Origin of the sequence: Glaciimonas immobilis, assembly GCF_011947285.1 — a bacterium.
Lineage (GTDB): Bacteria > Pseudomonadota > Gammaproteobacteria > Burkholderiales > Burkholderiaceae_D > Glaciimonas > Glaciimonas immobilis.
The window spans coordinates 430,404-442,783 of sequence record NZ_JAAOZT010000007.1 but is presented as its reverse complement, the minus strand read 5'-3'; the positions used below and the strand labels follow the sequence as shown (position 1 = coordinate 442,783).

General features: G+C 50.9%; 13 protein-coding genes. 10 read left to right on the top strand and 3 right to left on the bottom strand.

The window, feature by feature from the left end:
• Positions 1-81 precede the first annotated feature (81 nt).
• The gene (locus HAV38_RS13780) at positions 82-330 is read left to right on the top strand and encodes a type II toxin-antitoxin system RelB/DinJ family antitoxin (RefSeq protein ID WP_168055950.1); all 249 of its coding nucleotides are present in this window, start codon (positions 82-84) and stop codon (positions 328-330) included.
• Here HAV38_RS13780 and HAV38_RS13775 read toward each other — a convergent pair.
• Both HAV38_RS13775 and HAV38_RS13770 read right to left on the bottom strand, forming a co-directional pair.
• Positions 322-978 carry a class I SAM-dependent methyltransferase gene (locus HAV38_RS13775; protein WP_168055949.1) on the bottom strand — a complete coding sequence of 219 codons (657 nt, stop codon included), beginning with the start codon at positions 976-978 and terminating at the stop codon, positions 322-324. The two genes, HAV38_RS13780 and HAV38_RS13775, sit on opposite strands and share 9 nt — an antisense overlap.
• A complete protein-coding gene (locus tag HAV38_RS13770; protein ID WP_168055948.1) occupies positions 971-2,314 on the bottom strand; it encodes a chloride channel protein in 1,344 nt (447 codons plus the stop codon). Before HAV38_RS13770 ends, HAV38_RS13775 begins: the two co-directional genes overlap by 8 nt.
• Positions 2,315-2,603: 289 nt before the next feature.
• Between HAV38_RS13770 and HAV38_RS13765 the strand changes: the two genes are divergently transcribed.
• From HAV38_RS13765 to HAV38_RS13760, 3 genes are all read left to right on the top strand, one after another.
• Positions 2,604-4,199, top strand: a complete 1,596-nt coding sequence (locus HAV38_RS13765; protein ID WP_168055947.1) for an MFS transporter — start codon at positions 2,604-2,606, stop codon at positions 4,197-4,199.
• A gap of 267 nt (positions 4,200-4,466) precedes the next feature.
• Positions 4,467-4,589, top strand: coding sequence for a hypothetical protein (locus tag HAV38_RS22120; protein ID WP_260326420.1), 123 nt, complete (start codon positions 4,467-4,469; stop codon positions 4,587-4,589).
• 69 nt (positions 4,590-4,658) lie between these two features.
• Positions 4,659-4,862 carry a hypothetical protein gene (locus tag HAV38_RS13760; protein WP_168055946.1) on the top strand — a complete coding sequence of 68 codons (204 nt, stop codon included), beginning with the start codon at positions 4,659-4,661 and terminating at the stop codon, positions 4,860-4,862.
• Between the two features lie 65 nt (positions 4,863-4,927).
• Here the strand turns inward: HAV38_RS13760 and HAV38_RS13755 are convergent, their stop codons facing one another.
• On the bottom strand, positions 4,928-5,869 hold the full coding sequence (locus HAV38_RS13755; RefSeq protein ID WP_168055945.1) for a CysB family HTH-type transcriptional regulator: 942 nt from the start codon (positions 5,867-5,869) through the stop codon (positions 4,928-4,930).
• Between the two features lie 332 nt (positions 5,870-6,201).
• Between HAV38_RS13755 and HAV38_RS13750 the strand changes: the two genes are divergently transcribed.
• From HAV38_RS13750 to HAV38_RS13725, 6 genes are all read left to right on the top strand, one after another.
• On the top strand, positions 6,202-6,975 hold the full coding sequence (locus tag HAV38_RS13750) for a sulfite exporter TauE/SafE family protein (RefSeq protein ID WP_168055944.1): 774 nt from the start codon (positions 6,202-6,204) through the stop codon (positions 6,973-6,975).
• A 45-nt stretch (positions 6,976-7,020) separates the two neighbouring features.
• Positions 7,021-8,715 (top strand): nitrite/sulfite reductase, encoded by a 1,695-nt coding sequence (locus tag HAV38_RS13745; RefSeq protein WP_168055943.1) that lies wholly within the window; start codon positions 7,021-7,023, stop codon positions 8,713-8,715.
• On the top strand, positions 8,708-9,268 hold the full coding sequence (locus HAV38_RS13740) for a DUF934 domain-containing protein (protein ID WP_245182358.1): 561 nt from the start codon (positions 8,708-8,710) through the stop codon (positions 9,266-9,268). Before HAV38_RS13745 ends, HAV38_RS13740 begins: the two co-directional genes overlap by 8 nt.
• A gap of 4 nt (positions 9,269-9,272) precedes the next feature.
• Positions 9,273-10,004, top strand: a complete 732-nt coding sequence (locus HAV38_RS13735) for a phosphoadenylyl-sulfate reductase (RefSeq protein ID WP_168055941.1) — start codon at positions 9,273-9,275, stop codon at positions 10,002-10,004.
• A 70-nt stretch (positions 10,005-10,074) separates the two neighbouring features.
• A complete protein-coding gene (gene cysD, locus HAV38_RS13730) occupies positions 10,075-11,010 on the top strand; it encodes a sulfate adenylyltransferase subunit CysD (RefSeq protein ID WP_168055940.1) in 936 nt (311 codons plus the stop codon).
• Positions 11,010-12,341: a sulfate adenylyltransferase subunit 1 gene (locus HAV38_RS13725; protein WP_168055939.1), complete on the top strand. Its 1,332-nt coding sequence runs from the start codon at positions 11,010-11,012 to the stop codon at positions 12,339-12,341. The genes cysD and HAV38_RS13725 overlap by 1 nt, the downstream gene beginning before the upstream one ends.
• Positions 12,342-12,380 lie beyond the last annotated feature (39 nt).

The window sequence follows — 12,380 nt, the reverse complement described above, 5'->3', positions numbered from 1 at the left end:
ATAAGTTGACCTTATGGGGGTTGCTCTCGTAGAGAGTATGCCTTGAGATACAATGTATCTCTACGATGAAAGGAGGCCCTTATGGCTACCACAACAATGGTTCACGTTCGCGTGGACGAGCAAATCAAGGCGCAAGCGACGGAAACACTGGCGGCAATGGGATTGTCTATTTCCGATGCTGTGCGTGTATTTCTTGTGCGCGTAGTCGCGGACCAAGGACTTCCCTTTGCGCTCAAAGTGCCGAATATTGAAACACGTCGCGCGATGGAAGAAGCACGTGCAATTAGCCAAGCGCGTTTTGCTACTACCGACGACTGCCATTTACTTTAACCGACAATTCAACAACCAATAATGCTCCATCCTCAAGATACGCAGATCACGCGTGTCCGATGCCAGACGCTTACGCAAATTGCTATCGCTCGGGAAGTTTTTCAAAATCTCATATCTGTCGCCGTGCGGGTCGCCCGGCAAACGCCGATGCTGGAACGTATTGCCTAGCAAATCAGTGCGCGCAATCGTCGTGCTACTGCCTTCTACGTAACTGTTGTCCAGCATGACCATGAATGTGTTCGGCCCCACGCGCTCGCGCAAGTGCAGCAGAAAGCGGTTTTGATCTTCGCGCGCGATGTGTGACCACAAGAACCCGAAAAACACCGCAGTGTAAGGACGATCCAATTGCAGATTGAGCGCGTCAGCCACAGCAAAGCGGACCTTATCTGCGGGAAAGCCTTTGGCTTGCGCCAGCTTCATCACGTCCGGATTGATATCGGTGGCGGTGACCGATTTGGCAGAAGCCGCAAGTTCTTTAGTCCAGAAACCGGTACCGCAACCTAACTCAAGTACATCGTGTCCTTGCAATAACTCTTGCACGCGCACCTGCAGCGTTACCAACTCGTCTTCCCGTTCGGGACGCGTATAAATTTCTTCGTAAGTTGCGGCACGTTTGGCGTAATACTCCGCCATATCTTTTTTAAGCATTTTCTGACTTTCTTAAATCCGGTGAAACAATCTGCGACGCACAGGAGAGTCGATACCGCTCTGACAGTGCATCATAAAGTGGGGGTGCAAAAAACCGTGATACGCGACTGGCGATCAACGCCGTGGCCATCAACGAGATCACCAAAGCATGTCCGTTAATCATTTCCATCACAATCACGAAGGCGGTAATCGGCGATTGCGTCACCGCCGCCAGATAGCCGACCATCGCCAGCGCGATCAACATCTGCAATGACGTATTACCGAAGAACAGGTGCAACAAATTCCCAAAACCTGCGCCGATAGACAGTGATGGGGCAAAAATTCCGCCAGGAATGCCCGGCAAATAAGAGCCAACCATCGACGCCATTTTCAAAAAAGGATACAGAATGGGCAAGTGCCCACCAGCCAACAAACTCTGCGCCTCAACATAACCGCTTCCAAAAGTCGCCCCAGCGGCGATGATACCAATCAGCGCGACCACAAAACCGCATAATGCACCAAACGCGACCGGCCGTTCACGCCGCAGAACGCGGACCTTGGCGGGTATCCAACGCTCGGTATTAAGTAGCAACCAGCAAAAAATCCCACCAGCGACACCGGTAACGACGCCAGTCACGACTACTGCCACGGCGAGCATGTTGGTCAACGCGCCAGCAATCTGGATCGTCCCAAAATAAGTGTAATTACCATTTAAACCTAACGCGACCGCTCCGGCAAAAATAATCACGGTAATTACAACACCACTGGCGCGATGCTCAAAACTCCGTGTCAGTTCTTCAATTGCAAATACGATTCCTGCTAATGGTGTATTGAACGCTGCCGACAAACCAGCGGCTGCACCTGCGAGAATCAAACGTCGCTCTAGCGCCGCGCTGGCGCGGGGATACAGTCGTCGTAAATTGAACATTAACGCGGCACCAACCTGCACCGTAGGACCTTCACGTCCTATCGTAAAACCGCCGATTATCGCCAAAAATGAAACCGCGATCTTACCGAACAGCAGTTTTAGCGACAAAAACGATAGCCCTCGCTGGGTGGTGTCTTCTTCCAGCGTCGCGATTACTTGCGGAATACCACTTCCTTCTGCGCCCGGAAAATAGCGCCGTGTCAGCCATACACACAAGGCTCCCACCAATGGGGTAATAATGATTGGCAGCCAAAAATACGCTTGTTGCATCGCCCTGAAAATACCAAAACCTGCATCGATCAGGCGCGCATATAGCACTGCGACCAACCCCACCAGTACTGCCCCCAACCATAAAATGCCGAATTTACGCCAAACTCGTCGCAAATGGCGCTGCGTCTGTCCTGAGATGTTCGATGGGAGGATGTTCATTTAAATGGGAGCATTATAAATTAATGTGGCGGGTGTATCGGTAATTGACTATTAATCCGTGCATATCGATGCATTTACTAGCGGTTATTGCGTCTTACTTGACTTCAGGGCGAGACTTTATGCACTTAATTTCCGATAGAAAGCGAAACCTGAAGAACGCGGGTATTATCATGAGCATATAAATAACTCCACTGTTGCTATTGAATAACTGATTTTGCACCTACCGAAAGCCGCGTTCTTTAGTTCGTGCTATAAATAATATTCATCGGCCTCATCAATACATACCACAATGGCCCTTCATTCTGCCGCCGCTCACTCAAGCGACCAAGTACTTCCTTTTCGTGAATCACTGATGGCTATGCTGGGTGTTGCATTTGTCATCATGCTGGTGGCGCTGGACTCTACCATTGTCGGGACGGCATTGCCGACCATTGTGGCCGAACTTAAAGGCTTTGACTTATACGCCTGGGTCGCAACATCCTATTTGCTCACATCAGTCATCACCGTGCCTATCTTTGGTCGTTTGGGTGACTATTATGGGCGCAAGCCCTTTGTTATTGTCTCCATTATTTTATTTACTGTTGCGTCCATGTTGTGCGGGATGGCGGACAGCATGCTCTGGCTGGTCATTGGTCGTGGCGCGCAGGGCATCGGCGGCGGCATGTTGGTGGGTACCGCCTTTGCGTGCATCCCCGACTTGTTTCCCGGCGCTCACGTGCGACTTCGCTGGCAAGTGCTGATGAGTACCGCGTTCGGCATTGCTACGGCGGTCGGACCATCGCTGGGGGGCTTTCTTACGCAATATTGGGGCTGGCGTTGGGTATTTTTTGTCAATCTTCCCGTGGGTCTGTTGTCACTGGTCTTTGTTTGGAAGTATCTGCCGCATCTGCGACATACGAGTCCTGATGCCCAAATTCGGTTGGACTGGCCCGGCGCGCTACTAATTACTTCATCACTAGGATGCCTGCAACTATTTGTTGAATTGTTACCTAAACAGGGCTTGTCTGTTGGCATGATGGCACTATTAGTCGGCAGCGTTGCGTCCTTTTATGCGCTATGGAAATGGGAACATCACGCACCGCAACCGATACTACCTTTTGATCTATTATTTCACCCCAAGCTGGCGACGTTATTTCTGCTCTCTTTATTGAGCGGTTTTTCGATGTTTTCATTGATGTTTTTTGCGCCACTACTATATCAAGGCGGTTTCGGCCTGTCGCCGCAGGATGCCGGTCTGCTGATTACCCCGCTAGTGGCGTTTATTATGGTTGGCAGCATTTCCAACGGTCGCATCATCATCCGCATCAAAAACCCGATCATTATGTTGTACATCGGTTTTATACTGCTGGCCTTGTCGTGCCTCGGTGTCGTTATCTCCAATCGCTGGACTTCGCATGGCGTGATCGCTGGCTTTATGATTATGGGCGGTCTCGGCCTCGGCTTTATCTTGCCCAATTTGACCGTTTTTATCCAGCAAGAAGCGGGGCGGGAAAATCTGGGCATCGCGACCGCCCTGATGCAGTCACTGCGCATGATCGGCAGTATGATAGGGACGGCTCTCATCGGGACCCTAATTAATCACATGTATGCCAGCACTGTGCGGCAAGCACTGGAGAGCGATAAGGCCGATCAATGGTTGCCCAGCTTTGCCGACCCGCAGATTTTGATCAGCCATGAGACACAGGAGACAGTCCTAAAGCAATTGACGGACGCAGGACACAATGGTCAGCTGCTATTAGAAACAGCGCGCGATGGCTTGATCGGTTCCATCCATATGGGCGTGAGTCTGGCGGTAGTCGTCACCGTTATTGGCGTCGTACTGGTGCGCCGCGTGCCGAAGGTGACACTAGGGGTTCAGACTGAACCGGTTATCGTTGGCGAGTAATATTTGTATCAGCGTATTTTGCACTAGCGGGCGTTTCAGTGCGCGGACGTTTAGTAGCGTTGCATTTGCTGGCGCTTATAGGCCACACTCTGCGCTTGAACCCTGGATTAACAGGCCCCATAAAGTTGCCATTAATACAAAATATTCCGCGTTTTGCATATCGTTGTTCGCATAACATGCGCTTACAAGTCACACAACTTGGTTGCACATAGACAGATAGACGAGTGGCATCCTGATTATCTGGAAACGCAATCAGGAAGGATGCAAATGAAAAAACTAATTCAAGTGGTGATTATCGGTACGCTTCTCGGGTCGATGTTGTCTGGTTGCATCATCGTGCCATCGCATCGCGGCTACTATGAACGCCCATACGGTTACGGTTACCGTTAAATTCCCTCTTATCTAAAGCAGCGCCTCCATATAAGGCGCTGCTTTTTTATCTTCTCCAGGTAAATTGTTATGAAACCAAGTCACAAACTCGTAATATCCTCAATCGCTATGTCGGGCGTAATGATGTCGGCGGCTTACGCCGCTGAACCGGGTCGGCATCCATCTTACATCCACGCTTTGCAAGACCTGGACATTGCGAACTGGCTCATCGCCCATCGTGCAGGCGATAAGTCAGTCATGGACCACGACGAAGTTCCACTTGGAGAAATCTGATGTCGCGCTGACACCGCGGCGGCGTCAAATGTGAATCAAAATCCTGTTGTAAATTTATAACTTTGCTACAACTCGTACATGTCTTTTTCACCACTCATTACCTGTTCAATGAGCTTTCGGTTCATGGTAGGCGCGAGTAATTCGATGAACGTGTACACATAACTGCGCAGATAAGCACCCTGCTTCACCGCCGCACGCGACACGTTGGTCCCAAACAGGTGGCCTACTTTAATCGCCCGTAGTCCGGTGTCTCGTTCCGCATCAAATGCCATCCCGGCGATAATGCCGACCCCCATGCCCAGCTCGACATAAGTCTTGATGACATCGGCATCAATCGCCTCTAGTAGCACATCCGGCTTCAGATTACGCAACGAAAACGCATGATCGATCTTGCTACGGCCCGCAAACGCGCTGTCATAAGTAATCAGAGGATAGGCGGCGATTTCTTCCAGCGTAATTGCTTTGGATTGCAACAATGGATGATCGGGTGGTACCACGACCATATGCTCCCATTGATAGCATGGCAACGTAATCAATCCATCGGCGTTAGCAATTGCCTCTGTGGCCAGCGCCAGATCAGCCTGATCGTTACGCACCATATCTGCTACCTGGCGCGGATTACCCTGCAATAGCGACAACCGCACTTTGGGGAATTTAAGCGTAAAAGCCTGTACTACTTTTGGCAACGAATAGCGGGCCTGCGTATGCGTGGTCGCGATGGTAAAGCTACCGCTATCGTGCGCAGCGTATTCTTGCCCAATGCGTTTGAGGCCTTCAATCTCCTGCATGATGGCCTCAACCGACTTCAACACCTGACGCCCAGGTTCAGTCAGGCCGCGTATTCGCTTGCCGTGACGCGTAAATATATCTACGCCGAGTTCCTCTTCCAGCTCAATAATTGCCTTGGACACGCCGGGCTGCGACGTGTACAACGCTTTAGCCGCTTCGGTCAGATTAAAATTTTGCCGGACGGCCTCACGCACAAAGCGAAACTGATGAAGATTCATAACGTGCCCTTCTTTTTTCCAGACCGGAAACTGGCGGGTTGTCCGGGCGATCTTCTGCAAAATGTGTTGTTCGTTTCTTGATTTGCACGACTCTTAATCATTAGATAACTATTAATACCCTTTTAATGATTAGAATCCAACAAAACAATCTGCAACCAATCCATTTTTGCTTTGATTTACCTTATTTGCCAGCCTTTTGGCCTTGTGATTAAAATGTCTTCCGTATTTATTGCGTATCGATATACCAAATCCGCATATAAGCAAATAAATACTCTGTAGTTGGTAATAAAGAAGAAGTTTATTACGATTCAGACTGTTTTGTATGGGGCTATATGACTCTTTCTTATGTAGTAAGCGGCTTTGCCGTCGGAATCTTGGTAGGATTAACCGGAGTAGGCGGCGGATCGCTGATGACGCCCCTTCTCACGCTCCTGTTCGGCATCCACCCAAGCGTAGCGGTCGGCACCGACCTCGCGTTTGCCTCTGCCACCAAAGTCGCGGGAACCTTTGCCCATCGTTACAGCGGCAACATCCGTTGGGATATCGTCCGCCACTTATGTGCTGGCGCGTTGCCAGCCGCGGTGATCACTACCCTCGCGCTCAAATATTTTGGCACTATCAGCCCTGAAATGGGCCAAATTATTCGCTATTCAATCGCTGTATCTGTATTTCTAACCGTCATTGCGTTGCTATTTAAAGGTAAACTACAGCATTGGTTAAATGCCCATCCTGAAAAACAGCTTCAGGGCGCAAAGCTCACTGCGGCAACGATTGTAGCGGGATTAGTGCTGGGTACGTTGGTGACTATTTCGTCCATCGGCGCTGGCGCCGTGGGTGCAACGTTACTCGTACTGTTGTATCCACGCCTCACTCCGGCAGAAGTTGCCGGTACCGACATCGCTTATGCGGTGCCGCTGACGGCGATTGCGGCGGCGGGTCACTGGTGGTTGGGCTCAATCGATTGGGCATTATTGAGCGCGCTGCTACTCGGTTCTGTTCCTGGTATTACACTAGGTTCATTAGCGGCGCGAAAAGTGCCCGAGAAAATTTTACGCGCTTTATTAGCAGTGACGCTGACCAGCGTAGCAATCAAATTGGTTTTTTAAAATATTTAGAGACATAGTTACGACCACAGATTATAGGAATAAAAGATGTATCGCTACGATGAATACGACCACCAGATTGTCAAAGAACGCATCGCCCAATATCGCGGTCAGGTAGAGCGCCGATTGTCGGATGAACTTGCTGAAGACGAGTTCCGCATCCTGCGCCTGCAAAATGGTCTGTACATGCAACGTCACGCGTATATGTTGCGCGTGGCCGTGCCTTACGGCCTGCTGGCTTCCGCGCAGGTCCGCAAGTTTGCTTATATCGCCCGCAAGTATGATCGTGGTTACGGTCATTTCACGACGCGTCAAAATATTCAGTATAACTGGATCAAGCTGGAAGAATCACCGGATATCCTTGCCGATCTGGCAACGGTTGAAATGCACGCGATTCAGACCTCCGGTAACTGCATCCGCAATATTACCTCGGATGAGTTGGCTGGCGTTGCCGCCGATGAAGTCATCGATCCACGTCCTTACGCAGAAATTTTGCGCGAGTGGAGCACGTTCCATCCAGAGTTTGCCTATCTGCCGCGCAAGTTTAAATTCGCCATCAATGGCTCTGAAGAAGACCGCGCTGCAACCGCCGTTCACGACATCGGTTTAACGATGGTCAAAGACGCGTCGGGCGAAGTCGGCTTTAAAGTCATGGTCGGCGGCGGCATGGGCCGCACCCCGATTATCGGCAGCGTGATTCGTGAATATCTGCCTTGGCAACATGCATTGACCTACATGGAAGCGATTCTGCGCGTGTATAACCAGCATGGTCGCCGCGATAATATCTACAAAGCGCGTATCAAAATTTTGGTCAAGGCGCTCGGCCCGCAAGAATTTGCGCGTCAGGTTGAAGCAGAATGGCTGGACATCAAAGACGGTCCGGGCACGCTGACGGTCGAAGAACTACAACGCGTAGCGCAATATTTCACGGCACCTGCTTATGAAACATTGCCTGCCACCGATACAGAATTCGAAGCATTAAAAGTCAGCGACAAAGCTTTTGCAAACTGGATCAAACGCAACGTTAAAGCACACAAGGTTAGCGGCTATGCGGCGGTCATTCTGTCGCTGAAGAAGACTGGCGTTCCGCCGGGCGACATCACCGCAGACCAGCTTGACTTCGTTGCTGATCTGTCGGACCGCTACAGTTTTGGTGAAGTGCGGGTGACGCATGAGCAAAATCTGGTGCTGGCAGATGTCAAGATTTCTGAACTATTCACGTTCTGGCAAGCGATTAAAGCACAAGGTCTGGCAACACCAAACATTGGCTTGCTGACCGATATCATTTGCTGCCCAGGCGGCGATTTTTGCTCGCTGGCGAACGCAAAATCAATCCCGATTGCACAGGCGATTGCTGAAAAATTCGACAATATCGATTTCCAGCACGACATCGGCGAGATTGAATTAAACATCTCCGGTTGCATCAACGCCTGCGGTCATCATCACGTCGGCAATATCGGTATTTTGGGTGTAGATAAAGACGGTGCCGAGTGGTATCAGGTGTCCATCGGCGGCGCGCAAGGCAACAGCACCAGCATCGGAAAAATCATCGGGCCGTCGTTCTCGGCGCATCAGATGCCGACAGTAATTGAACGTCTGCTGAGCGTCTACGTAAAACAACGCACTGAAGATGAGCGTTTTATTGACACGGTACAGCGACTTGGCGTCGCACCGTTCAAAGAATACGTCTACGCCACACCGATCAAAGCTGCACAACCAACTGGGGAGGACGCTTGTGTTTAATACCGATACTGAGTACGCTACTAATTTGACCACAAACATCATCAAAAACCGCAGCGTCGTCGCAGATGACTGGACGGTCCTGCGTTTAGCTGCCGATGACACGCCAGAAACCGTTGAGATTCCCGCTGGCAAGGTGATCGTGCCTTTCACCGTGTGGGAAGCACAACGCGCAACGCTGGAAGGTCGTGCGCAATTAGGCGTCTGGCTGGCCAGCAATGCACGCCCTGAGGCGTTGAAAGACGACCTCGACCATTTTGCATTAATCGCTGTCGATTTCCCGATCTTTACAGATGGTCGCGGTTATTCCATCGCCTTTAATCTACGTACCCGTTATGGCTATGAAGGCGAGCTACGCGCCATCGGTGATGTCTTACGCGATCAATTATTTTATATGTCACGCGTTGGCTTTGACGCCTATGCAGTGCGTGCCGATAAAAATATCAACGATGCATTAAAAGGGTTAACCGACTTTTCGGAAAAATACCAAGCCTCATGGGACGAAAAAACACCTTTGTTCCGTCGCGTAAAGCGCCAGCCAGTGGTGCAAGGATAATCGCATGTCCACTACCGATTCAACCATCTCTTTGCCGGATCTGATTGCCGCTACCAAAGCGACACTGGAAAAAATATCGAGCGACTATACGCCCGCTGTATTTGCCTCCAGTCTCGCGGCAGAAGACATGGTATTGACTGATCTGATCCTCCGCAGCAAATTGGATATTGGAATATTTACGCTTGAAACCGGTCGCCTGCATGCAGAAACTTTAGGCATGCTGGACCGCATCAAGGAAGCCTATGACTATGATGTCACGCCGTTTCGTCCCCAACCTGAAGCGGTGGCTAACTACGTTGAACAAAACGGCCTGAATGCGTTTTATGACAGCGTCGAGATGCGTAAGGAATGCTGCCGGATCCGCAAGATTGAGCCGCTGAATCGGGCGCTTTCGGGCAAAAAATCATGGGTAACTGGTCAACGCCGTGCGCAATCGCAAACACGCGCCGAGCTGCACGTGCAAGAGCAGGACGAAGCCCACGCGATGACCAAGTTCAACCCGTTGGCTGACTGGTCCGAAGAAGACGTTTGGGAATATATTCGCAGCAATAACGTGCCGTACAACCCGTTGCACGACAAGGGGTATCCATCGATAGGCTGTGAGCCGTGTACGCGCGCCATTCAACCCGGTGAAGATGTCCGCGCTGGCCGTTGGTGGTGGGAAAATCCGGACTCGAAAGAATGTGGTTTGCATGTAGTGGATGGAAAGCTGATTCGGATTAAATCGATAGCGTAACTCCGCAGCAGATACAAGCGATCCAATCAATCATTGCAAAGCTTAATTAATATTTAAGAGATAAGACATCATGAACACTGCAGTAGAAAAACTTTTTCTCGATAACGCCAGTGACCGCCATCTTGACTGGCTGGAATCTGAGGCGATCCATATCATGCGTGAGGTTGCGGCAGAGTGCAGCAACCCGGCATTGCTATTCTCCGGCGGCAAAGATTCGGTGGTCATGTTGCGGATCGCCGAAAAAGCTTTTCGCCCGGGTAAATTTCCGTTCCCATTAGTACACATCGACACCGGTCATAACTTCGCCGAAGTTATTACTTTCCGCGACAAAAAAGTGGCCGAACTGGGCGAGCGCCTGATAGTTGGTTCGGTCGAAGATTCGATCAAACGCGGCACCGTGCGTTTGCGTAATCCATTAACCGACTCGCGCAATGCCGCACAAGCCGTGACCTTGCTGGAAACCATCGCCCAATACAAGTTTGATGCCTGCATCGGTGGCGCCCGTCGCGACGAAGAAAAAGCCCGCGCCAAAGAACGTATCTTTTCGTTCCGCGATGAATTCGGTCAATGGAATCCAAAGGCGCAGCGTCCTGAGTTGTGGGATCTGTATAACACCCGCGTACATCCGGGCGAAAACATGCGCGTGTTCCCGATCTCCAACTGGACTGAACTAGACGTCTGGCAATACATCGCCCGCGAAAAGCTGGAATTGCCGCCGATTTATTTTGCGCATCAACGTCAGGTAATCCCACGCAATGGCTTACTCGTGCCATTGACTGATCTGACCCCGGCTCTGGACGGTGAAGTAGTTGAAATGCGCGAAGTACGCTTCCGCACGGTGGGCGATATTTCATGCACCTGCCCGGTTGCCTCCGACGCGACAACGGTCGAGGCCATCATTGCCGAGACTGCGATCACACAAATTACTGAGCGTGGTGCCACGCGCATGGACGATCAGACGTCGGAAGCATCGATGGAAAAACGTAAAAAAGAAGGATATTTCTAATGAATGACGTAGTGTCTGAAAAGAATCTCGTGAAACCACAACATCCACAGCAAGAACGCGGTCTGCTACGCTTTATTACCGCTGGCTCGGTCGACGACGGCAAAAGTACGTTGATCGGTCGTCTGTTATTTGACAGCAAAGGCATCTTTGCCGATCAGCTGGATGCCATGTCACGCGCCAAACATAAGCGCACCGTGGGCGATACCATTGACCTGTCATTATTGACTGATGGTCTGGAAGCCGAACGCGAACAAGGCATCACGATCGATGTCGCGTACCGCTACTTCGCCACACCAAAGCGTAAGTTCATCATTGCCGATACGCCGGGTCATGAGCAATACACCCGTAACATGGTTACCGGTGCATCGACCGCTGATGCAGTGATCATTCTGGTTGACGTCTCCAAAGTCAAACTTGGCGACGACGGCAGCGTGGAATTGCTGACGCAAACCAAGCGCCATTCGACTATTGCGCATCTGCTACAAATCGAACACGTCATCGTGGCCGTGAATAAAATGGATTTGGTCAACTATGATCAAACCGTGTATGACCGCATCGTTGCTGCGTATATGGACTTTGCCAAACAGCTTGGACTGCGTGATATACACGCAATTCCATTATCGGCCCTCGCTGGTGATAACGTGGTAGTGGCTGGCGATAAGATGCCGTGGAACAAAGGTCCCACTCTGATCACCTTGCTGGAGTCCCTGAGTGTGTACGATGAGTGCCACGACGAGCCATTCCGCTTTCCGGTGCAACTGGTCGCGCGCCACAACGGTCATGAAGCCAACGATTTCCGCGGCTATATGGGACGTATCGAAGCCGGTAAAGTTAGCAAGGGCGACAAGCTAACAGTTCAACCTAGCGGTCAAAGCGCAACAGTAAAAGAAATTTTGGTATTAGAAGGTTCGCTGGAATCGGCAGTCGTGGGTCAATCCGTGACATTGCTATTAGAGGAGCATCTGGACATCTCGCGCGGCGACATGCTGGCCTCGGTTGAGCGCGCACCGACCTTGTTGAAAACCCTCAGTGCCGATCTTTGCTGGTTATCTGAAGATGCACTCGATTTGCGTCGCAAATACTGGATCAAGCATACAACCAAGCAAACTAGCGCTCGCGTTACCAAAGTCGATACGCTGCTCGATATCAATACGCAAGACCGCCGTCCAGCCGACACATTGAAACTGAACGATATTGCGCGTGTATCGTTAACGGTGCAACAACCTATCGCAGCGGATTCTTATGAAGCTGTGCGGGCGACCGGTGCGTTTATCCTGATTGACGAAGTGACGCATCAAACCGTCGCGGCTGGTATGATCCGGTTCGACTGATGGTACGTTTGCGCTCCGCTTTGCAGTTTTTTAACCTTT

Coding starts and splice junctions, on each gene's coding strand:
- HAV38_RS13780 (WP_168055950.1), top strand. CDS start 82: ATGGCTACCACAACAATGGTTCACGTTCGCGTGGACGAGCAAATCAAG.
- HAV38_RS13775 (WP_168055949.1), bottom strand. CDS start 978: ATGCTTAAAAAAGATATGGCGGAGTATTACGCCAAACGTGCCGCAACT.
- HAV38_RS13770 (WP_168055948.1), bottom strand. CDS start 2,314: ATGAACATCCTCCCATCGAACATCTCAGGACAGACGCAGCGCCATTTG.
- HAV38_RS13765 (WP_168055947.1), top strand. CDS start 2,604: ATGGCCCTTCATTCTGCCGCCGCTCACTCAAGCGACCAAGTACTTCCT.
- HAV38_RS22120 (WP_260326420.1), top strand. CDS start 4,467: ATGAAAAAACTAATTCAAGTGGTGATTATCGGTACGCTTCTCGGGTCG.
- HAV38_RS13760 (WP_168055946.1), top strand. CDS start 4,659: ATGAAACCAAGTCACAAACTCGTAATATCCTCAATCGCTATGTCGGGC.
- HAV38_RS13755 (WP_168055945.1), bottom strand. CDS start 5,869: ATGAATCTTCATCAGTTTCGCTTTGTGCGTGAGGCCGTCCGGCAAAAT.
- HAV38_RS13750 (WP_168055944.1), top strand. CDS start 6,202: ATGACTCTTTCTTATGTAGTAAGCGGCTTTGCCGTCGGAATCTTGGTA.
- HAV38_RS13745 (WP_168055943.1), top strand. CDS start 7,021: ATGTATCGCTACGATGAATACGACCACCAGATTGTCAAAGAACGCATC.
- HAV38_RS13735 (WP_168055941.1), top strand. CDS start 9,273: ATGTCCACTACCGATTCAACCATCTCTTTGCCGGATCTGATTGCCGCT.
- cysD (WP_168055940.1), top strand. CDS start 10,075: ATGAACACTGCAGTAGAAAAACTTTTTCTCGATAACGCCAGTGACCGC.
- HAV38_RS13725 (WP_168055939.1), top strand. CDS start 11,010: ATGAATGACGTAGTGTCTGAAAAGAATCTCGTGAAACCACAACATCCA.